The organism is Streptomyces sparsogenes subsp. cuspidosporus, assembly GCF_039532705.1.
Classification (GTDB): Bacteria; Actinomycetota; Actinomycetes; order Streptomycetales; family Streptomycetaceae; genus Streptomyces; species Streptomyces sparsogenes.
Map to the genome: position 1 here is coordinate 54513 of NZ_BAAASD010000006.1, position 20133 is coordinate 74645.

22 protein-coding genes and 1 pseudogene are annotated in these 20133 nt (G+C 72.0%); 16 read left to right on the forward strand and 7 right to left on the reverse strand.

All coding sequences use genetic code 11. From position 1 onward, the window contains the following. Positions 1-136: 136 nt before the first annotated feature. A complete protein-coding gene (locus ABFY07_RS09790; protein ID WP_346174091.1) occupies positions 137-718 on the forward strand; it encodes an Rv1733c family protein in 582 nt (193 codons plus the stop codon). Positions 719-906: 188 nt separating this feature from the next. Here the strand turns inward: ABFY07_RS09790 and ABFY07_RS09795 are convergent, their stop codons facing one another. The 5 genes from ABFY07_RS09795 to ABFY07_RS09815 all read right to left on the reverse strand — a co-directional run bounded on the left by ABFY07_RS09795 (position 907) and on the right by ABFY07_RS09815 (position 5805). Then, positions 907-1575, reverse strand: a complete 669-nt coding sequence (locus ABFY07_RS09795; protein ID WP_346174092.1) for a CBS domain-containing protein — start codon at positions 1573-1575, stop codon at positions 907-909. Next, positions 1542-2675: an alcohol dehydrogenase catalytic domain-containing protein gene (locus tag ABFY07_RS09800; RefSeq protein ID WP_076972054.1), complete on the reverse strand. Its 1134-nt coding sequence runs from the start codon at positions 2673-2675 to the stop codon at positions 1542-1544. Before ABFY07_RS09800 ends, ABFY07_RS09795 begins: the two co-directional genes overlap by 34 nt. Positions 2676-2796: 121 nt before the next feature. Further along, on the reverse strand, positions 2797-3708 hold the full coding sequence (locus tag ABFY07_RS09805) for a universal stress protein (RefSeq protein WP_346174093.1): 912 nt from the start codon (positions 3706-3708) through the stop codon (positions 2797-2799). 19 nt (positions 3709-3727) lie between these two features. Beyond that, on the reverse strand, positions 3728-4399 hold the full coding sequence (locus ABFY07_RS09810; protein ID WP_346174094.1) for a CBS domain-containing protein: 672 nt from the start codon (positions 4397-4399) through the stop codon (positions 3728-3730). Positions 4400-4512: 113 nt separating this feature from the next. Continuing rightward, positions 4513-5805, reverse strand: coding sequence for an FAD-binding protein (locus tag ABFY07_RS09815; RefSeq protein WP_346174095.1), 1293 nt, complete (start codon positions 5803-5805; stop codon positions 4513-4515). 175 nt (positions 5806-5980) lie between these two features. Here ABFY07_RS09815 and ABFY07_RS09820 point away from each other — a divergent pair, with 175 nt between their 5' ends. The 12 genes from ABFY07_RS09820 (at position 5981) to ABFY07_RS09875 (ending at position 13825) form a co-directional block, all read left to right on the forward strand. Beyond that, positions 5981-6805 carry an MIP/aquaporin family protein gene (locus tag ABFY07_RS09820; protein WP_346174096.1) on the forward strand — a complete coding sequence of 275 codons (825 nt, stop codon included), beginning with the start codon at positions 5981-5983 and terminating at the stop codon, positions 6803-6805. 39 nt (positions 6806-6844) lie between these two features. Further along, positions 6845-8362 carry a glycerol kinase GlpK gene (gene glpK, locus ABFY07_RS09825; RefSeq protein ID WP_346174097.1) on the forward strand — a complete coding sequence of 506 codons (1518 nt, stop codon included), beginning with the start codon at positions 6845-6847 and terminating at the stop codon, positions 8360-8362. 127 nt (positions 8363-8489) lie between these two features. Beyond that, complete coding sequence (locus tag ABFY07_RS09830) at positions 8490-9038, forward strand: hypothetical protein (protein ID WP_346174098.1); 549 nt, start codon at positions 8490-8492, stop codon at positions 9036-9038. A 6-nt stretch (positions 9039-9044) separates the two neighbouring features. Then, complete coding sequence (locus tag ABFY07_RS09835) at positions 9045-10097, forward strand: SRPBCC family protein (RefSeq protein ID WP_346174099.1); 1053 nt, start codon at positions 9045-9047, stop codon at positions 10095-10097. Positions 10098-10127: 30 nt separating this feature from the next. Further along, positions 10128-10568 (forward strand): gas vesicle protein GvpJ, encoded by a 441-nt coding sequence (gene gvpJ / locus ABFY07_RS09840; protein ID WP_076972058.1) that lies wholly within the window; start codon positions 10128-10130, stop codon positions 10566-10568. Then, positions 10568-11368: a GvpL/GvpF family gas vesicle protein gene (locus tag ABFY07_RS09845; protein ID WP_346174100.1), complete on the forward strand. Its 801-nt coding sequence runs from the start codon at positions 10568-10570 to the stop codon at positions 11366-11368. Before gvpJ ends, ABFY07_RS09845 begins: the two co-directional genes overlap by 1 nt. Positions 11369-11370: 2 nt before the next feature. Beyond that, positions 11371-11622 carry a gas vesicle protein GvpG gene (locus tag ABFY07_RS09850; RefSeq protein WP_346174101.1) on the forward strand — a complete coding sequence of 84 codons (252 nt, stop codon included), beginning with the start codon at positions 11371-11373 and terminating at the stop codon, positions 11620-11622. A gap of 3 nt (positions 11623-11625) precedes the next feature. Next, complete coding sequence (locus tag ABFY07_RS09855) at positions 11626-12063, forward strand: gas vesicle protein GvpO (RefSeq protein ID WP_346174102.1); 438 nt, start codon at positions 11626-11628, stop codon at positions 12061-12063. Then, entirely contained in the window at positions 12060-12485 is a 426-nt protein-coding gene (locus ABFY07_RS09860) for a gas vesicle protein (protein ID WP_346174103.1), read from the forward strand. The genes ABFY07_RS09855 and ABFY07_RS09860 overlap by 4 nt, the downstream gene beginning before the upstream one ends. Continuing rightward, on the forward strand, positions 12482-13279 hold the full coding sequence (locus tag ABFY07_RS09865) for a GvpL/GvpF family gas vesicle protein (RefSeq protein WP_346174104.1): 798 nt from the start codon (positions 12482-12484) through the stop codon (positions 13277-13279). Before ABFY07_RS09860 ends, ABFY07_RS09865 begins: the two co-directional genes overlap by 4 nt. Next, complete coding sequence (locus ABFY07_RS09870; RefSeq protein ID WP_346174105.1) at positions 13276-13476, forward strand: gas vesicle protein; 201 nt, start codon at positions 13276-13278, stop codon at positions 13474-13476. Before ABFY07_RS09865 ends, ABFY07_RS09870 begins: the two co-directional genes overlap by 4 nt. Further along, the gene (locus ABFY07_RS09875) at positions 13454-13825 is read left to right on the forward strand and encodes a gas vesicle protein K (RefSeq protein ID WP_346174106.1); all 372 of its coding nucleotides are present in this window, start codon (positions 13454-13456) and stop codon (positions 13823-13825) included. The genes ABFY07_RS09870 and ABFY07_RS09875 overlap by 23 nt, the downstream gene beginning before the upstream one ends. Before the next feature lie 89 nt (positions 13826-13914). Here ABFY07_RS09875 and ABFY07_RS09880 read toward each other — a convergent pair. After that, positions 13915-14082, reverse strand: a pseudogene (locus ABFY07_RS09880) (ISNCY family transposase); the annotation flags it as partial. Between the two features lie 568 nt (positions 14083-14650). Continuing rightward, positions 14651-15307 carry a TetR/AcrR family transcriptional regulator gene (locus ABFY07_RS09885; RefSeq protein ID WP_346174107.1) on the reverse strand — a complete coding sequence of 219 codons (657 nt, stop codon included), beginning with the start codon at positions 15305-15307 and terminating at the stop codon, positions 14651-14653. Positions 15308-15463: 156 nt separating this feature from the next. On the opposite strand from ABFY07_RS09885, the gene ABFY07_RS09890 reads away from it, so the two are divergent. The 3 genes from ABFY07_RS09890 (at position 15464) to ABFY07_RS09900 (ending at position 19798) form a co-directional block, all read left to right on the forward strand. After that, complete coding sequence (locus ABFY07_RS09890; RefSeq protein WP_346174108.1) at positions 15464-16939, forward strand: MFS transporter; 1476 nt, start codon at positions 15464-15466, stop codon at positions 16937-16939. A gap of 45 nt (positions 16940-16984) precedes the next feature. After that, positions 16985-17731, forward strand: a complete 747-nt coding sequence (locus ABFY07_RS09895; protein WP_346174109.1) for a creatininase family protein — start codon at positions 16985-16987, stop codon at positions 17729-17731. A 159-nt stretch (positions 17732-17890) separates the two neighbouring features. Beyond that, entirely contained in the window at positions 17891-19798 is a 1908-nt protein-coding gene (locus tag ABFY07_RS09900; protein ID WP_346174110.1) for a propionyl-CoA synthetase, read from the forward strand. Positions 19799-20133 lie beyond the last annotated feature (335 nt).

A 20133-nucleotide genomic window follows, 5' to 3' on the forward strand; every position in this document is an offset into this window, starting at 1 on the left:
CGGCGGGGCCGATGGTCCCGCCCCCGGGCCTGCCCGGCCCTCGCCCTTGGCGGTCCGTCTGTGCGACGGTCGATACAGGGAGCCCGCGCTGCCGCGCGGGGTCCCGCTCGGGCAGCACGCGACAGGGGGTGCGGCGATGAGCGCGAAGGTGCGCACGCGGCTCTTGTGGCGGTGGCGGCGCAATCCGCTGAGGCGCCGCTCGGACGTCGTCGAGGCATGGGTCGCGCTGGTGGCCGGCCTGGTGATGGCGGTCGGCGGCACGGCCGCGGGCGTGGCCACGGCGGACGCCGTGGAGCAGCCCCTGCTGGTGGAGCGCGCGGAGCGGCACCAGGTCCCGGCGCGGCTGCTCGAGGACGCCCCCGCGACGCAGCCCTCCGCCGACGGCTCCCGGGCCGGCCGTGTGCCCGCCGAGGTGCGGTGGAAGGCGCCCGACGGCTCGGTCCGCACCGGCACCGCGCAGGTGCCCGAGGGGCACGCGGCCGGCACGGCGACCGTGGTGTGGACCGACGGGCACGGTCGGCTGGTCCCCGAGCCGCTCACCCCCCGGGAGGCCGAGACCAGGGCAGCCCTGACCGGAGCCACGGCGGCGGCCGGGGTGGGCCTGGTGACCCTGGCCGGCCGGCGGGTCGTACGGTGGCGGCTGGACCGCCACCGCGCCGAGGAGTGGGAGCGGGCCTGGGCCGAGGTCGAGCCGCGCTGGAGCAGCCGCGGCGGCTGAGCCGGCCGCGGGCCGGGGCGTTCGGGAAAACCCCGGGGAGCAGGCCGGGTCTCCACCAGGACAAGCCCCGGCCTCCAGGACGGTCCCGGGCCTTCAGGACGGTCCCGGGCCTTCAGGACGGTCCCGGGCGTCCAGGACGGTCCCGGGCGTCCAGGACGGTCCCGGGCGTCCAGGACGGTCCCGGGCCGTCAGGACGGGCCCGGGACGTGGTGGACGGCGGTCAGCCGGTTGTCGAAGTCCACGACGCCCTCGACCGAGCGGATCAGCCGCGCCGCCGCCGGGATCAGGGCGGTGTCCCTGACCTCGCCGGTGAGAGTGACCACGCCCTCCCGCACGGTCACGTGCACCGGCTGCCCGGCCGAGGACGGGAAGAGGTACGACACGACGTCGCGCCGCACCTCCTCCTCGATGTCCTGGTCCGGGCGCAGAAACACCTTCAGCAGATCGGCGCGGCTGACGAGGCCCTCGAGACGGCCCTCGTCGTCGACCACGGGCAGCCGCTTGACGCGCTTGTGGGTCATGATCCGGGCGGTCTCGGCCAGCGTGGCGTTCGCGTGCACGGTGATGGCCGGGGAGGTCATCAGCTCCTCCGCGGTCACCGCGCCCGCCTTCACGATGTCGGGGAGGTCGCCCAGCTGTCCGAGCCGGGTCGGGTCGCTGTCCCGGAACTCCTCCTTGGGCAGCAGATCGGCCTCGGAGACCACCCCGATCACCCGGCCCTCGCCCTCCAGCACCGGCAGGGCGCTCACCTTCCACTGCTGGAGCGTCTTCACGATCTCCTTGAAGGGCGCCTCGCGGCCGACGGCGACGACGGTATGGGTCATCACATCACTGACGATGTGCGAGGTCCGGTGCACGGGGACCTCCCTCCTTGCCCGGTCTCTCCGTTCGTCTCCTCCCTGGCCACCAGCGGCCTGGTGGGCACCCCGAGCACGATCTTGAGCGCGCCGGTGTCCGCCGCGCGGGAGAAGACGTCGTACGCCTCCTCCATCTGGTCGAGCTCGAAGGTGTGGGTGATGAGCGACGCGGCCGGCAGCCGCCCCGCCGCCAGCATCGACAGCAGCGTGGGCGTGGTGCGGGTGTCCACGAGACCGGTGGTGATCGTCAGATTCCGCATCCACAGGTCCTCCAGATGCAGCGTCACGGGCCGGCCGTGCACCCCGATGTTGGCGATCCGCCCGCCGGGCCGCGCCATGCGGGTGCACGCCTCGAAGCTCTCCGGGGTGCCCACCGCCTCGATCACCACATCCGCGCCCAGACCTCCGGTCAGATCGTCGACCAGGGGCTCGGGCCCCTCCGTGGTCTGCGCCACCGCGTCGGCGCCGAGCCGCTTGGCCGCCTCCAGCCGGGTGGGCAGGAGGTCGACGGCGATGATCCGGCCGGGGGAGAACAGCTCCGCGGTGGCGATCGCGGCGAGCCCGACGGGCCCGGTGCCGACGACCGCGACCGTGTCCCCGGGGCGCACCGCCGCGTTCAGTACCCCCACCTCGTAGGCGGTGGGGAAGACATCGGCCAGCAGCACGGCTTCGAGGGTGTCGGCCGCGCCGGCCAGCGGGTGGAGGGACAGATCGGCGAAGGGCACCCGGACGTACTCGGCCTGGGCGCCGTCGATCAGCCGCCCCAGCACCCAGCCCCCGCCGCCGTGGCACTGCCCGTACGCCCGCTCCCGGCAGAACCGGCAGCGGCCGCACGGCGAGACGCAGGAGACCAGCACCCGGTCCCCGGGGCGCACGGTGCGCACGTCGTCGCCGGTCTCGACGACCTCGCCGACGGCCTCGTGCCCGAGGACCGTACCGGGCCTCACGTCCGGCACGTCGCCCTTCAGGATGTGCAGATCGGTGCCGCAGATGCTGGCGGTGTCGACGCGGACGATCGCGTCGGCGGAATCCCGCAGGCCGGGGTCGGGGACCTCGTCCCAGGAGGACCTTCCCGGTCCGTGGAAGACAAGTGCTTTCATGACCGTCTCATCCCCTTTTGCCTTGATATACCCAATTGTCCTCGCTGGGTACGGACCGTGCAGGGGCTCACCGGACGGGACCCTTCAGGCCGGTCGGTCGCGGCGCTCGGTCAGGGTGTGCTCAGGGTGGTCGGCCGATCGGGACGAGCACCACCGGGCAGTGCGAGTGATGCAGCACCGCGTGGGTGACCGGGCCGAGCTGCATCCCGAGCCGGGCCGTACGGCGGTGGATCGGAAGGATCACGACATCCGCCGCGCGCGACGCCTCCACCAGGGCGTGCGCCGGGGCGCTGTGAGGCGTGTCCTCGCGCACCCGCACCTGCGCGAACTCCTCGTCCAGCGCCGCGATCACCCGGCGCGCGGCCGCCCGCTCCCGCTCGGCCCGCGCCGTCACGTCCTCCCGCGCCGGCGGCGCGTGGTCGCTCCGGAACGGCTGCGGGGGCACCCCCTCGTACAGCACGCGCAGCCGGGCCGTGCGCCGCACCGCCTCCTCGAACGCGTACCGCGCCGCGGCCTCGTCGGCGTCGGTCTCCATTCCGACCAGGACCTTGCCGTGGCCCTCCGGGCCGTACGCGACCGGGATGTCGCCGCGCACCACCAGCAGCGGGCGCGCGGTGTGCGCGGCCAGCCGCAGACCGACCGAGCCCAGCAGCAGCCCGGTGAAGCCCCCGAGGCCCCGGGTGCCGATGACGGTCAGCGCCGCGTCCGCGCCGATGCGCAGCAGCTCGGGCACCGCGTCCTGCGCCGTGAGGGTGGGCACCACCCGCAGCTCGGGGGCCTGTTCGGCCACCCGCGCCACCGCGAGCCGCAGCACCGTCCGGGCGATCTCCACGGGTGTCCGGTCCGGCTCGGTGACCACGCCGAAGGCGAGCGGGTCGGTCCGCGCCCACGGCCAGGCGTGCACGATCTCCAGCGTCGTGCCGCGCCGCTGGGCCTCGGCGACCGCCCGGTCCAGCGCGAGCCGCGAGCTGTCGGAGCCGTCCAGCCCCACCACGACCCGGCCGTCCGGCGGCGGGGTGTCGGAACGCGTCATGGCCGGTGACCTCCCGTCCTCACCCGGGCCCGGCGCGCGGACCGGACCCCGTCCGCGGCGGGGGTGGCGGTGGTGGTGGCGGTGGCGGCGGACCGTCGGGCCCCGGGGGCGCGTCCTCGACGCGGTAGGTGAGGCGGTCGACCACGGCCACCACCCCGTCCACCTGGCCTGCCATCCGCACCGCGATGGGCACCTCGCTGTGCCGCTCCACCTGCCCCTCGAGCAGCACCACCCCCTCGGTCACGGTCACGTCGACCGCCTGGGGCGGCAGCCACAGGGAGCGGACCAGCACCTCGTCGATCACCTCGGCCCGGATCTCGTGGTCCGGGCGGAGGAAGACCCCCAGCAGGTCGCGCCGGGTGACGATGCCGACCAGCCGGTCCTCCTCGTCGATCACCGGCAGCCGCTCCACCCCGTTCCGCGCCATGGTCCGCGCGGCGTCGACCACGCTGTCCTGCGGGCGCACCGTGACCGCGGGCCGCGACATCAGCTCGCCGACGACGCGGGCGCCGGGCCCGGCGCGCAGATCGGTCCCCGAGACCACCCCGAGGACCTTGTCGTCCTCGTCCACCACGGGCACCCCGCCGATGCGGTGCCTCGCGAGCAACTCCGTCACCTCATGGGGCGGGGCGCCCGAGCCGACCCGGACGACCTCGTCGGTCATCACATTGCCGATCTTGCGATGCTTCATGGCGGGCTCCCTCCGCCCCGGATACGGTCAGCCTCTCTCGGCGGACCCCCGGGCGGGATGGGCTGCCCGGGGCCCGATGAGGGACATTCGGCCCACCCCGGAGAAGCGAGCCCTCACCCCGGAGAAGCGAGCCCTCGACCAAGCGGGAACAGACGGTCGAGGTAGGGGTTGCGGAACTTCCCCGCCGGGTCGTGTTCGCGCAGCAACCGCCCGAAGTCCGCGGCCCGTTCGTAGCCCGCGACCACGTCCCCGGGCGCGGCCGCCGTCAGCTTGCCCCAGTGCGGCCGCGCCCCCAGCGGCAGCAGCTCCTCCTCGATCGCGGCGATGACGTCCATCACCGGGGCGCGGTCCGGCTTCCAGGTGAAGTGGAGGGCGACGCAGTCACGGCCGTACGCCGGGCTCAGCCACAGCTCGTCGGCGGCGATCGTACGGACCTCGGACACCAGCAGCACCGGCGCGATCCGGCCGCCCAGCCGGCGCAGCGCGGCGAAGGCCCCGGGCGCGGCGCCGCGCGGCAGGATCAGCTCCGACTGCAGCTCCTCGCCGCTGCTGGGGGTGAAGTCCGGCCGGAAGTGGGGCAGCCGCTCGTGCCACGGCCCCGCCACGCCCGCCTGCGGGGTGCAGTGCGAGGTCGGCATGCCGGGCACCGGGTGGCGGGGGCCGTCGGCCGGGCGGGCGCCCAGCCAGGGCTGCCCGGGCCGGGGCGGTCCCGGCCGGTCGGCGCGGCACTTGAGCCACACCACCCCGCTGCCGGAGTACCAGTCGGTGAACACGCTGACGCTGTACGCGGCGCCGGACACCTCGTCGAACGAGTCGGCCAGCCGGTCCAGGGGGAGCCCGTCGTAGACCCACTGGGCCACCTCGTAGGACGGCTCGATGTCCAGGGTGACGCCGGTGACGACGCCGAGCCCGCCCAGCGAGACCACCGCTCCGGCCAGCCGGTCCGCGTCCGTCTCCCGGCTCAGCCGGGTCAGGTCCCCCTCCGGGCCGACGATCTCAAGACCGGCCACCGACGCCGCCAGGGCGCGCTGGGTGTCGCCCGAGCCGTGGGTGCCGGTCGCACAGGCGCCCGCGACCGTGATGTGCGGCAGCGAGGCGAGGTTGGCCAGGGCGTGCCCCGCCGCCTGAAGTGCCTCGGCGACCTGCGCGTACCGCATGCCCGCCGCGACGGTCACCCGGGAGCCGCCGGGGTCGATCTCGACCCGGTGCGGCATCCGGTCGAGGCGGATCAGATCGCCGCTGGTGTCGGCTATGCGATTGAAGGAGTGGCCGGTGCCGAGCGTGCGGACGCGCTCGGCGGAGCCGACGATCCGTCGCAGCTCGTCGAGCGAGGCCGGGTGGTGCACCCGCGCCGCGCCGAAGGTGATGTTGCCGGCCCAGTTCGTCGGGGCTCCGGTTGTCGGCATCCGCGTTCCTGATCCTGTCCGTGAAGGTGATCGACCCGACCGTAGTACAGGGCCGCCCGCCGCCCCGTACAGCCCCGGGCGCCCGGCGATTGCCCCGATCGGCCCACCTGCGCGGGCCACCCGGCCGCCGACCGGCCCACGATGGTTGTCAACAGCACCCAGGACAGGTGGCCCCATGAGCGAACAGCAACGAGACGTCCACAGGACGGGGCTGATCGGCGAGCTGTCGGCGGAGTTCGCCGGGACCATGGTCCTCATCCTCTTCGGCTGCGGCGTGGTGGCCCAGGTCGTCGCCGGCGGGCTCGGAAACCACGACAGCATTGCCTGGGCCTGGGGGCTCGGCGTCACCTTCGGGGTGTACGTCGGGGGCCGGCTCAGCGGCGCCCACATCAACCCGGCCGTCACCCTCTCCCTGGCGGCCTTCAAGGGCTTCCCGTGGGCCAAGGTGGTGCCGTACACGCTGGCGCAGACCGCCGGGGCGTTCGTGGGGGCCCTGCTGGTGCGCTGGAACTACACCGAGGTGCTGGCCCATGCCGACCCGGGCCACACCCTCAAGACCCAGTTCGTCTTCTCCACCCTCCCCGGCAACGGCTCACTGCCGGTGAGCGAGTGGGGCGCGCTGCGGGACCAGGTCATCGGCACCGCGATCCTGATGCTGCTGCTCTTCGCGGTCACCGACCTGCTGAACACGCCCCCGGGCGCCAACCTGGCCGCCGTCGTCATCGGGCTCATCGTGGTCGCCATCGGCATGGCGTGGGGCACCGACGCGGGGTACGCCATCAACCCGGCCCGTGACTTCGGGCCGCGCCTCGCCAGCTTCCTCACCGGCTACCGCGGTGCCTGGCGGGACCAGTACGGAAACCTCTACTTCTGGGTGCCCATCGTCGGCCCCCTCGTCGGCGGCCTGCTCGGCGCGGCCCTCTACCGGATCCTGATCGGCCGCTTCCTCCCGGTGCCCGGGCCGCAGGAGGTGGGGCGGACCCCGTCCGCCGAGCCCTGAGACCCCGAGCCGAACCCCCAGCGACGAGAGGTGGCGGGAATGCCGGAATTCGTCGGTGCGGTGGACCAGGGGACCACCAGCACCCGCTTCATGATCTTCGACCACGACGGCGGCGAAGTGGCGAAGTACCAGCTGGAACACCGCCAGATCCTGCCGCGCTCCGGATGGGTCGAGCACGACCCGGTGGAGATCTGGGAGCGCACCAACTCGGTGATGCAGAACGCCTTCCGGGCCAGCGGCCTCGCCCCCGCCGACCTGGCCGCGATCGGCATCACCAACCAGCGGGAGACCACCGTCGTCTGGGATCCGCGCACCGGGACGCCGTACTACAACGCCGTCGTGTGGCAGGACACCCGTACCGACGCCATCGCCGCGGCCCTCGACCGCGACGGCCGCGGCGACGTCATCCGCCGCAAGGCCGGTTTGCCGCCGGCCACCTACTTCTCCGGCGCGAAGATCCAGTGGATCCTGGAGAACGTCGACGGCGTCCGCGAGGCGGCCGAGCGCGGCCACGCCCTCTTCGGCAACACCGACAGCTGGGTGCTGTGGAACCTCACCGGCGGCCCCGGCGGGGGTGTCCACGCCACCGATGTGACCAACGCCAGCCGCACCATGCTGATGGACCTGGAGACCCTGGACTGGGACGACGAGCTGCTGGAGATCTTCGGGGTGCCGCGGGCGATGCTGCCGACGATCAACGCGTCCGCCCACCCCGAGGCGTTCGGCCGCACCCGCACCACCCGCCCGCTGCGCGCCGCGATTCCCGTCACGGGTGTGCTCGGCGACCAGCAGGCGGCCACCGTCGGCCAGGTCTGCTTCGCGCCCGGCGAGGCGAAGAACACCTACGGCACCGGCAACTTCCTGCTGCTCAACACCGGCACCGAACTCGTCCGCTCCCGCAGCGGGTTGCTCACCACCGTGGCGTACCGCTTCGGCGACGGCCCCGCCGTCTACGCCCTGGAGGGCTCCATCGCGGTGACCGGCTCGGCCGTGCAGTGGCTGCGCGACCAGCTGAGGATCATCGGTGACGCGGCGGAGAGCGAGCGGCTGGCCCGCTCGGTCGAGGACAGCGGCGGGATCTACTTCGTCCCGGCCTTCTCCGGGCTGTTCGCCCCGTACTGGCGCTCCGACGCGCGCGGTGCGATCGTCGGCCTCTCGCGCTACCACACCGGCGGCCACCTGGCGCGGGCCACGCTGGAGGCCATCTGCTACCAGAGCCGGGACGTCGTGGAGGCCATGGACCGGGACTCCGGTGTCCACCTCGATGTGCTCAAGGTGGACGGCGGGGTCACCGAGAACGACCTGTGCATGCAGATCCAGGCCGATGTCCTCGGCGTCCCGGTCAGCCGCCCCCGGATCGCCGAGACCACCGCGCTCGGCGCCGCCTACGCCGCGGGCCTGGCCGTCGGGTTCTGGCGCGACACCGACGAACTGCGCTCCCACTGGCAGGAGTCCAAGCGGTGGGAGCCGGGGTGGAGCCGGGAGCGGCGCGAGGAGGGCTACGCGGGCTGGAAGCGGGCCGTCGAGCGCACGCTTGACTGGGTGAAGGTTCACTAGCGGGTCCCGCGTTTGCCTCCCCCGCCGGACGGGGGTTACCTGGGAGTATCGGGCTATAGGCGAGATGCACCATACTTGGTGATATGTCCATATAGCGCCCTCACTCGATTAGGGGAGGTAGGAGCGGATGACGAACAACGGCCAGGTGGCGCTCGCCTTCACCAGCGGCTATCTCTGCGGGCGCGGTCACAGGATGCGGTCGGCGCTCGCCCTCGCGGGCCTGGCCGCCGGCAAGCGGCTCGTTACGGGCCGGGGGGCGGGGGGTCCGGAAGGGCTCATGTCCTCCGAGCTCGGCAAGCTGAGCCACGAGGTGCGCGGCCAGCTCATGGCGGCCGGGCGATCGGCGGCCATGTCGGCGGCCAGCCACCGCATCGACGCGCTGAGCGACCGGCTGGAGCAGCGGGCCACGGCGCTGCGCTCGGGCTCGGGCGGCCAGAAGGGGGACGAGGGCCGCAAAGAGAGCAAGGGCGGCAAGGACAGTAAGGAAGCCGACGAGGGCAGCGAGGCCGGGGGGTCGAAGACGCGCGACGAGGAGCGCGGGAGCGAGCGGGGGTCCGGCCGCGAGGAGCGCGCTCGCGGTGAGCGGGAGACCAGGCACAAGAGGACGGCCGACCGTCCCGACCGGCCCGGGAAGAAGGCCGGTGCCGGAGAGTCCGAGCGGCGCGGCCGAGGGTGAGGGACCATGGCGGAGCAATCAGACGGCGACCGGCGTGAGGGCGGGCTCGGCACGCTGACCAAGGAACTGCCCACCGATCGGCTGATACAGGAGACGCAGAACCTGATCACGGCGTTGGGCGAGCGCGCCCTGAGCACGGTCAGCCACCTCGGCGACGGTGGTGGCGGCGGGCTCAAGCTGCCGATCAAGCCGATGCTCAAGGCGGGGGCGAAGCGGATCGCGACGAAGATGAAGGACAAGGTCAAGGACGCCATCCCCGGGCTCGGCGGGGGAGGTGGCGGAGGCAAGGGCAAGAAGCTCAAGGTCACCAATATCGTCGAGGAAATCGACGTAGGTGTCCCCGTCTCGGTCGCCTACAACCAGTGGACGCAGTTCGAGGACTTCCCCAGCTTCATGAAGAAGGTGGAGAACGTCGACCAGACGAGCGACACGGAGAACGACTGGAAGGCCCAGATCTTCCTGTCGCACCGCGAGTGGCACGCCGAGATCATCGACCAGGTGCCCGACCAGCACATCGTATGGCGGTCCAGCGCCGCGAAGGGCCACGTGGACGGCGCGATCTCCTTCCACGAGGTGGCTCCCCGCCTCACCCGGATCGTAGTCGTCCTGCAGTACCACCCCCAGGGGTTCTTCGAGCACACCGGCAACCTCTGGCGCGCCCCGGGCCGGCGCGCGCGCCTGGAGCTGAAGCACTTCCGCCGCCATGTGATGTCCGAAGTGCTGCTGCACCCCGACGAGGTGCAGGGCTGGCGCGGCGAGATCCACGACGGCGAGGTCGTCCAGAAGGAGGACGAGGGCGAAGGCAAGGGCGAGGAGCCCGAGGAGGAGGCCGAGGAGGAGGCCGAGGAGGAGGCCGAGGAGGAGCCCGAGGAGGGGAAGAAGTCCGAGGACGAGGAGCCCGAGGACAAGTACGACGAAGAGGACGAGGACGAGTACGAGCCCGACGAGGAGGAGGGCGGCTCCCGGCGTGAGGGGGGCGAAGACGAGTACGACGAAGACGAAGACCAGTACGAGGAGGAGGACGAGGACGAGGAGCCCAGGCGGCGCCCGCGCCGCTGACGGACCCCCGCCCCGGAACGGGTGAGCGTGGTGACCGTAGCAAGCCAGCAGGGCCATTATCTGGACCGGCCCTCGTCCAGCGGTCTCGCCGACGTGGTCGGCACGATCCTGGACAAGGGACTGGTCATCGACGTCTACGTCCGGGTGTCGCTGGTCGGCATCGAGCTGCTGACGGTGGACGCCCGAGTCGTCGTCGCCAGCGTCGACACCTATCTGAAGTTCGCCGAGGCGACCAGCCGGCTCGACATCGCCCGCAGCGGGACCGAGACCCGCGGCCTGCCGGGTCTGATGGAGGAGATGCGCGAGGGCGGCGCACGCCAGAAGACCAAGGGCGCCCTGGAGGGCGTCAAGGACAAGGTCAGCGAGCTCCTCCAGCCCGCGGAGGAAGAGGACAGGGAAGAGGTTCGCCGGGGCGACGACGACCGGCCGCGCCGCAGGAGCCGGACGAGTGACAGGGAGCGCGAGCGGTGATGGCCGAGGACGGACATGCCTGCTACGTGTACGGGGTGGTCCCCGACGAGAACGGCGTCCAGGGCGGCCAGGCCGATCAGACGGTCAAGGACGTGCCCGTCGTCGGCGGCCAGGAGTCCCCGATCACCTTCATCAGGCGCGAGGGGCTGGCCGCGGTGGTGAGCGAGGTGCCCACGGGCAAGCCGCTCGGCACCCCCGACGACCTCAGCGCCCACGCCCGGGTGCTGGACACGCTGGCCGCCTCGGGACTGCCGGTGCTGCCCTTCCGGTTCGGCACGGTGGTGCGGGACACCCGGGCGGTGACCGACGAGCTGCTGACCGAGGGCCAGGACGACTTCCAGTGGGCCCTCGACCGGCTCCGCGGCAGCGCGCAGTTCACGCTCAGGGCCCGCTATGTCCAGGACGAGGTGCTGCGCGAGGTGCTGGAGGAACACGAGGAGGCCAGACGGCTGCGCGAAGAGCTGGAGGGGCTGCCCGAGGCGGCCGGATACGACCAGCGCATCCAGCTCGGGCAGTTGGTCGTGGAGGCCGTCGCCGCCAAGCGGGAGACCGACGCCCGGGAGATCGAGCACCGGCTCGCCCCGTTCGCCCTCGGCGTGGCGACCTCCGAGCCGGCATCCGCCGAAGGCGTGGTGAACGCGGCCTTCCTGATCGAGGACGGGAAGCGCGAGGCGTTCGAGCGGGCCGCGGAGGAACTGGCCCGCGAGTGGCACGGCCGGGTCCGGCTGCGTCTGCTCGGGCCGCAGGCCCCGTACGACTTCGTGGCGGACGCGCTGCGCCGGGGCGAGGAAGGCGGTTAGCCATGGGCCTGTTCACCGGGCTGCTCACCCTGCCGCTGGCGCCGGTGCGCGGCGTGGGGTGGATAGCCGAGCAACTGCGTCAGGAGGCGCTGCGGGAGCTGTACGACCCCACGGTGATCCACCAGCGCCTGGAGGAGGTCGCGGAGGCCCGGGAGTCCGGCGAGCTGTCCGACGACGAGGCGGCGGAGCTGGAGAGCGAACTGGTCGGGCGGCTGATGCAGGGCTCGCCCTCGGCCGGGGGCCTGGAGGTATGAGTCGTGCCCCGTACGGAACGGGACGACCGCGACGACCGCCAGGACGGCGGGCGCGACCGCCGTGACGACGTTCGGGAGCGCCGTGACGATGAGCGCGACCGCCGTGACGGCGAGCGCCACCGCCGCGACGGCGAGCGGGATCGCCGCGAGGACCGCGGGCGGGAACGCCCGCGGCGGCGTCCCATGGACGCCCGCGGGGCCGCGGTGAGCGCCGTCCGCCAGGTGTGGGAGCTGACCGGGGAGGAGCCCGAGGGCGTGGTCTCGCTGGAGCGCGGCGAGGAGGGCTGGACCGTCGGGGTCGAGGTGGTGGAGACCCACCGGGTGCCGGACACCGCGGACGTCCTCGCCCTCTACCGCGTCACGGTGGACGACGAGGGCGGCCTGGTCTCCTACCGCCGCGGCAAGCGGTACTCCCGCGGCGCGGGCGGGGAGGGCGGATGAGCGAGAACTTCGGCCAGGCCGGCGGGTATGTGCCGAGCCGGCGCGGGAGCACCGCCCACGAGCCGGCCCGCCGCGAGTCCGCCAACCTGGCCGACATCCTCGAGCGGGTGCTGGACAAGGGGATCGTCATCGCGGGGGACATCCGGATCAACCTGCTGGACATCGAGCTGCTCACGATCAAGATCCGGCTGCTGGTGGCCTCCGTCGACCGGGCCCGCGAGATGGGCATCGACTGGTGGGAGCACGACCCCACGCTCTCCTCCGGCGCCCGCGACGTCCTTCAGGAGAACGAGCGGCTGCGACGGCGGATCGGCGAGCTGGAGAGCGCCGACACGCGGGACGACGAGTCGGCGGAGCCCCGCCGCGAGGCGCCCCGGAGCCAGGAGGGCCGCGAGGAGGGCCGGGGGGAGGAGGAGCGGTGACCGGGGCCGAGGCCACCTGGCTGTACGCGGTGACGACCGCCGACGCGGCCGGCGCCGGCGCACCGGCCGGGCTCACCGGCGTGGCGGGCGAGCCGGTGCGCGTGGTCGAGGGTGCGGGCCTGGCGGCCGTGGTCGGCTCCGTACCGCGGAGCGACTTCGACGAACGGGCGCTGCGCGCCCACCTGGAGGACCTGCGCTGGCTCGAACGGGCGGCCCGCACCCACCACCAGGTCATCGACGCGGCCGCCGGCACGGGCCAGGTCATCCCGCTGCGCTTCGCGACGCTCTACCACGACGACGACCGGGTCCGCGTCATGCTCGAACAGCGGCGGGCGGACTTCGCGGCCGCGCTGGAGCGGGTGGCCGGGCGGACCGAGTGGGGCGTGAAGGCCTACGTCGACCCGAAGGCATTCCTCCCGGACCCCGGCGAGGAGGAGGTGGCCGGCGGCCGGCGGCCCGGCGCCGCCTACCTCGCGCGCCGCCGCGCCGAGCGGCAGGAACAGGAGACGGCCCATCTGCGCGCCTCCGAGCGGGCGGAGGAGATCCACGCGACCCTGGCCGGACAGGCGGTGGCGATCGCCGAACACCCGCCGCAGGACGCGTCGCTCGCCGCGTACGAGGGGTGGATGGTCCTCAACAACTCCTATCTGGTGCCGGACGACCGCGCCGACGACTTCTCGGCCGCGGTCACCGCGCTCGGGGAGCGCTTCCCCGACATCACCCTGGAGCTCAGCGGCCCCTGGCCGCCGTACTCCTTCACCGCCCTGCCGCGACCGGAGGCGGAGGAGCCGTGACCCACGCGATAGAACGGCGCGAGGTGGCGCTGGTGGACCTGCTCGACCGGGTGCTGGCCGGAGGGGTCGTGATCACCGGGGAGATCACCTTGTGCATCGCCGACATCGACCTCGTGCGCATCTCCCTCAGAGCGCTGATCGCTTCCGTACGAGTGGAAGCCGAAGAAGCCGAAGATGACCACCAACCGCGTCCCTGACGGTCCCGACCCCGACCGCCACCCCGAGGACCGCCGCCCCGACCACCGCTTCCACGACGACCGGCGCCCCGGCGACCCGCGGCGGATCGCCGTGGACCCCGAGTCGGTGCGGCGCAGCCTGGCCGGGCTGGTGCTGACCATCGTGGAGCTGCTGCGCCAGCTGATGGAGCGCCAGGCGCTGCGCCGGGTCGACCAGGGCGGCATCACCGACGAGCAGATCGAGGAGCTGGGGCTGACCCTGATGGCGCTCGAGGAGCAGATGGCCGAGCTGCGCGAGCACTTCGGCCTCACCCAGGAGGACCTGAACCTCGACCTCGGCCCGCTGGGCCCGCTGCTTCCCCGCGACTAGCTACTTGCCCCTGAAAAAGGATTTGGGCTGGTGATGGGGCCGGAGCTGGGGAAGGGTGCTGTGCCGTCAGCCTGTCGATGGGCTGCGCCTCACCGGCTGAGGAGGGTCATCCGGTGGAGGTTGTAGGCGAAGATCCCCAGTCCGGCCCAGGTCTGGGCACCGGTCAGTCGGCGCAGGCGGGTTCGGCGGAAGCCGAAGCCGCGCTTGAGGTATTCACGCCGTGCCTTTCCAGGTTTCCCGGCGCGTTGCAGGCTGAGATGGCCCCGGTTTCGTGGAGTCCCTGAAGCCAGGCTTATGATCCTGGCCCGAAGGAGAACCACGAGCAGTGCCAGCACCACGCAAGTACCCGGACGTCCCGCACTCCCGCGACACGCAACATCGCCACCACCCCCAGCCGCAAAGACCCGCCTCCACTGTCGCGGCCCCGGACGGCCTTTCACCACCTCTCACCAGAGGTCAACCCAGCGTCACCCCCCGGACTTCTTCAGGGGCAAGTAGCTAGGCCGGGCGGGGCCAGGCGGGCCGTCGCCGCTCGTATGGCTTCGTGGCGCTCGCACGGGAGAGGAGCGGCGGGAAGCTGTGGACGCCGCTCGTGGGCGGGTCCGATAGACCTTGACAGCGCGCTCCGGGTCGCACTGCGGCTCCTGCGACCGCTCGGCACGCCAAGCCTCGGGCTAGTGCCGCGTCAGCCAGGGGTCGTTCCGCTCGCCGCCCAGGTACGCACGCTCGCCGCGTTGGCCGAAAGCCCGAGGAGGGCTTCCGGCCGCCGTGCGATCGCACGCACCAGGGCGCCTCGCCACCGGGCAAACCCTGACGAACGCGGCATTAGTCGCGGACTCCGTAGCGATCGAGGAACATGGCGATTCCCTCTTCGACGACCACGTCGAACGGCGGCATGTTCATGACGTCCGGCCCGATCGCCATGACCTGCGGCCAGATGATGAATTCCTGGACGAGTCCCAGGAATTGGTGTGCCGCCAGGCCCGGGGACGGGCAGTTGATCTTCCCTGTCTCGTGCAGACGCCGCAGACAGTCGGTGAGTGCCTTGGTCAACGGCTCCTTGCCGACCCGGTAGAACTCCTCGGCGATCCACGGGCTCCGCCGGGACTCGGCGATCACCAGCCGCGTGAAGGCGACCTGATCCGTGTCCTCGATGAAGGTCAGAAGGATCTCGGAGAACTGGCGCAGGAATCCGGCCGGGTCACCGCCACTCCCCAGGCTCTGTTCGAGGCGCGTCGACAGATCTCCGAGCGGCAGGCTGGACCAGTGGTGCTCCATCACGGCACGGAAAACCGCTTCCTTGCTCCCGAACTGGTTGTAGACCGTCTGCCGGGCGACCTCGGCCTGTGTGGCGACCCGTTCGAGGTTCACGCCGTCGTAGCCGTCCCGGAGGAAAAGTGCCTTCGCCGCCGCGAGGATCTTCAGTCGGTTGCGGGAGCGGCCTTTGCCTTGCCGGGCGGGCTGGGAGGGCGCGGGGATCACCGTCAAGCACCTCTTTCTGTACTGGACGCACCAGTCTAGTGCGGCGACGTGTTGCTCCGGGGCCTGTCGGAGCTCTTGCCAACAGCTCAATCTGGACTCTACTGTCCAGTCTAACTTCTGGGGGGACGATATGCGGTTCGGACTAGAAGGAGAAGAATGCGATCTTTCTCAGGGGTGCCCGACTCCTCCGTCGCGGCACGGCTCGATCGGCTGCCGATCACCAGGCTCCACAAGCGCTTCGCCGGCGTCATGGCGCTGGGCAATTTCTTCGAGATTTACGAGCTGTTCCTCGCCGGAGTGCTGGCGACCACACTGAAGGCGACCTTCGCCCTGGGCGGCTTCGAGCTGTCGCTCGTTCTGGCCTCGGCGTTCGTCGGAGCCTTCGTCGGAGCCGTGGTGATCGGGCGGCTCGCGGACCGTGTCGGACGGCGGGCCGCCTACATGGTCACGCTGACCCTGTACTCCGCGGCCACGCTCGCCTGCGCCTTGGCCCCGGACCTGTGGACGCTCGTGATCTTCCGCTTCGTGGCCGGCATCGGCCTGGGTGGGGAGTTGCCGGTGACGGACTCGTTCCTGGGGGACATCCTCCCGCCGGCCCGGCGCGGCTACTACGTGGCATGGGCCTTCACGGGTGGCTACCTCGCCGTCCCCGCCGTGGGCTTCCTGGGCCTGGTGCTGGTGGACGGCGCTCCGCTCGGTGTCGCGGGATGGCGCTGGATGTTCGCCATCGGGTCGCTCGGCGCCCTGCTGACGTTCCTGGTGCGCAGAGGTCTGCCCGAGTCACCCCGCTGGCTGGAGTCGGTCGGACGCACGGCGGAGGCCGACGCCGTCACCAGCCGCTTCGAGAAGGCCGCCGAGGCCGAAGGATGGACACCTCCCGCGGTCTCATCCGACGAGTCCGAGCGGCGGGACGTCGCGGCAGAACCGGTGCCCGTCCGCGCCATCTTCCGCCGCCCCCTCGCCCGGCGCACGGTGATCATGGCGATCCTCTGGATCCTCGCGCCCGTCGGCTTCTACGGTTTCGGCAACCTCGCCACGCTCGTCCTCGCCGACAAGGGATTCGACCTCGGGACGTCGCTGACCTATCTGACGTTCTCGTTCATCGGCTATCCGCTCGGCTCCTATCTGTCCATGCTCATCATGGAGAGGGCAGAGCGGAAGTGGATCCTGTCCGCGTCGCTGGTGGGTATGGCGGTATGCGGGCTCGTATACGGGAACGCCCGCTCGGCGGCCGCGGTCATCGCCTCGGGTTTCTGCTTCACCGTGGTGGCCAACGTCATGTCGAATTCCGGCCACATCTACCAGCTGGAACAGTTCCCCACGAGTGTGCGCACCACGGCCACCGGCTGGCTGTACTCACTGAGCCGGCTCTCGACAGCGGCGGCCCCCTTCTACCTGGTCCCCCTCCTGGACGCCTACGGAGCGGCGGTCGCCTTCACCGTCGTCGCCGCGGCGATGCTGCTGGCGGCCGTCTCGATCGTCTTCGGCGTGCGGACCACGGGGCTGGGGCTGGAATCCATCTCGGCTCCGGTCCGCGCCGCCGTCGCCGAGCCGGACGCCCCCGCAGGGGCCACATCCCCCGCCAGGCCCGCCGCGTTCCCCGTCCCCGTCATTCCCGAAAACACGCACTGACCTCCGTCGGCCCGCCAGCCCACCACCAGGAAAGGAACACCCCAGATGCCAGAGATCCTCTGGAACCGCATGACAGCTCGCGCCCTCAAGGAGCTGGCAGCCCAGGACGCACCGGTGCTGCTCCCCGTGGGCTCCACCGAGCAGCACGGTCCGCACCTGCCCACCGGTGTCGATGATTTCCTCAGCGCGGAGGCATGCCGACGGGCAGCCGGGGTCATGGTCGCCCAGGGCAGGCCGGTGGTCGTCGCCCCGTCCCTCTGGTGCGGGCTGGCGGACCATCACGTCGCGTTCGGCGGCACCTTCACCCTCACCCTGGCGACATACCACGCGCTGTTGCGCGATGTGTGCCGCTCCATCCTCATGGCCGGTTTCAGCAAGATCCTGATCGTCAACGGCCACGGGGGCAATATCACGGCCCTGAACGCCATCAGCAGTGAAATCTCCCGGGAACTGTCCGCTCCCATCGCCGTCACCAGCTACTTCATGGCCGGGCAGGAGCGGATCGCGGAGATCCTCGAGGACCAGGACACACTGATGCACGCCTGCGAGGGCGAGACATCCATGGCGATGGCGATCGCGCCGGACCTGGTCGACGAGGGACGGCTCGCCGAGGCGGTCGGCCCGGAGATCGCGCTGCAGTCGGACCCGAGCGAAGCGATCCACGTACCACGGCCGTTCCACACGGTCACGTCGTCGGGGGTGGCGGGTGACGCGCGGAGGGCGTCCGCGGAGAAGGGCGAAGCCATTTTGGACGCCTGCGCCGAAGCCATCGCCGAATGGCTGATGAAATGACCCTGGGCCCGGCGGACACATCCGCTGAGCTGACCGTGGTGTACGCAGGTACGCAGGTACGCGGGTACGCCCGCCCGCTCGGACGCGGGACGAGGGACGGGCACGAGCGGGAGGCACCTCCCGGCACGGCGGGGACGGAGCGAGGGAAGGGGCATCGACATGACGCAGGCGCCGAAGCAGGACGGCTATGCGGCTGACTACCGGCGCAGCCTGGAGGATCCCGAAGGCTTCTGGCTGGACGCCGCCCGCGCCATCGACTGGGACGTCGCGCCGACCCGGGCCCTCGACGACTCGCGGGCCCCGCTGTACCGGTGGTTCCCGGACGGGCGGTTGAACACCTGCCACAACGCTCTGGACCGCCACGTCGACGCCGGGCGCGGCGAGCAACTCGCGCTGGTGTACGACAGTCCGGTCACCGGCCACAAGTCGGCTTTCACCTACCGGGAGTTGCGGGACGAGGTCGCGCTGTTCGCCGGAGTGCTGGCCGGACTCGGCGTGACCGAGGGCGACCGCGTCGTGATCTACATGCCGATGATTCCCGAGGCGGTCGTCGCCATGCTGGCCTGCGCCCGCATCGGCGCCGTCCACTCGGTCGTCTTCGGGGGATTCGCCGCGCATGAGCTGGCCGTGCGCGTCGACGACGCCCGCCCCAAGGTCGTCATCGCCGCCTCATGCGGTATCGAGCCGACCCGCGTCGTGCCGTACAAGCCGCTCCTGGACGAGGCCCTCGCCCTGGCCGAACACCAGCCGGAGCACTGTGTCATCCGCCAGCGGCCGCAGTGCCCGGCGGACATGAGCGGCCGTGACCTCGACTGGGACCGGGCCATGGCGACCGCCGAGCCGGTCGACTGCCGCCCAGTGGCCGCCACCGACCCGCTGTACATCCTCTACACCTCCGGCACCACCGGCCGTCCCAAGGGCGTGGTGCGCGACAACGGCGGCCACGCGGTCGCGCTGCGCTGGTCCCTGGAGAACGTGTACGACGCCCATCCCGGTGAAGTCTTCTGGGCGGCCTCGGACGTCGGCTGGGTCGTCGGCCACTCCTACATCGTCTACGCTCCGCTGCTCACCGGCTGCACCACCGTGCTCTACGAGGGGAAGCCCGTCGGCACTCCGGACGCCGGTGCGCTGTGGCGGGTGATCGCCGAGCACCGTGTGACGGCGCTGTTCACCGCACCGACGGCGATCCGCGCGGTGAAGAAGGAGGACCCGCGCGGAGCGCTTCTGCACGCCCACGACATCGGATCGCTGCGCCACCTGTTCCTGGCCGGCGAGCGCCTGGATCCGGAGACCTACCGCTGGGCCACCGACCTGCTCGGCGTTCCGGTGGTCGACAACTGGTGGCAGACCGAGACCGGCTGGCCGATCGTCGCCAACCCCATGGGGCTGGAGCCGCACCCGCTCAAGGCCGGTTCGCCCACCGTGCCCATGCCCGGCTACGACGTGCGCATCCTCGACACGACGGGCCGCGACGCGCCGCCGGGCGCCGACGGCGCGGTGGCGATCCGGCTGCCGCTGCCGCCCGGCACGCTGCTCACCGTGTGGCAGGACGACGCACGATATGTGCGCTCCTACTTGTCCACCTACAGCGGCTACTACCTCACCGGCGACGGCGGCCGCAAGGACGAGGACGGATACGTCTACGTCATGGGCCGCATCGACGACGTGATCAACGTGGCCGGGCACCGGCTGTCCACCGGCGCGATGGAGGAGGTGCTCGCCGCCCACCCGGATGTCGCCGAGTGCGCCGTCGTCGGCGTCACCGACCCGCTCAAGGGACAGGTGCCGCGCGGTCTCGTCGTGCTCAAGGGGGGCCTCGACCGCGATCCGCGGGCGATCGCCACGGAACTCGTCGCCGCCGTCCGGGAGAGGATCGGCCCCGTGGCGGCGCTGCGCCGGGTCGACGTGGTCGCGGCGCTGCCCAAGACGCGTTCGGGCAAGATCCTGCGTCGCACCATGCGCGACATCGCCGACGGCCGAAACCCCGAACTGCCCTCCACCATCGACGACCCGGCGGTGATCGAGGCGCTGCGACCGGTACTCCGCGACGACTCCCAGCACCGATGAGGGACTGGCGGAGGAGCGACGCGAGGAGTGGGAGCGGACGCCGTACGCCATCGTGTTCGGGTCTTGGCCGTGGTCGTCGGCGTGCCGGCGTTGTGGATCACCATGCGGTTCTTGAGGGGGCCTGGCCCTTGAGGTGCCGGTCGCGGACAAGATCCGCCGGACGGGCCACAGGCGGAACGGCTGAGCGGTACGCGCGCTCTGGCCGGTCGCGTGGATCGACCGCGAAGGCGGCATGGAGCTGTCGCTGTTCGAGCGGCGACTGTCCGCGCCGGCCCGCAGCCGGACAGAGGCTCTGGCGGTCCCGCGGAGCAGGACCCCATCGACGCTGCCGTCAG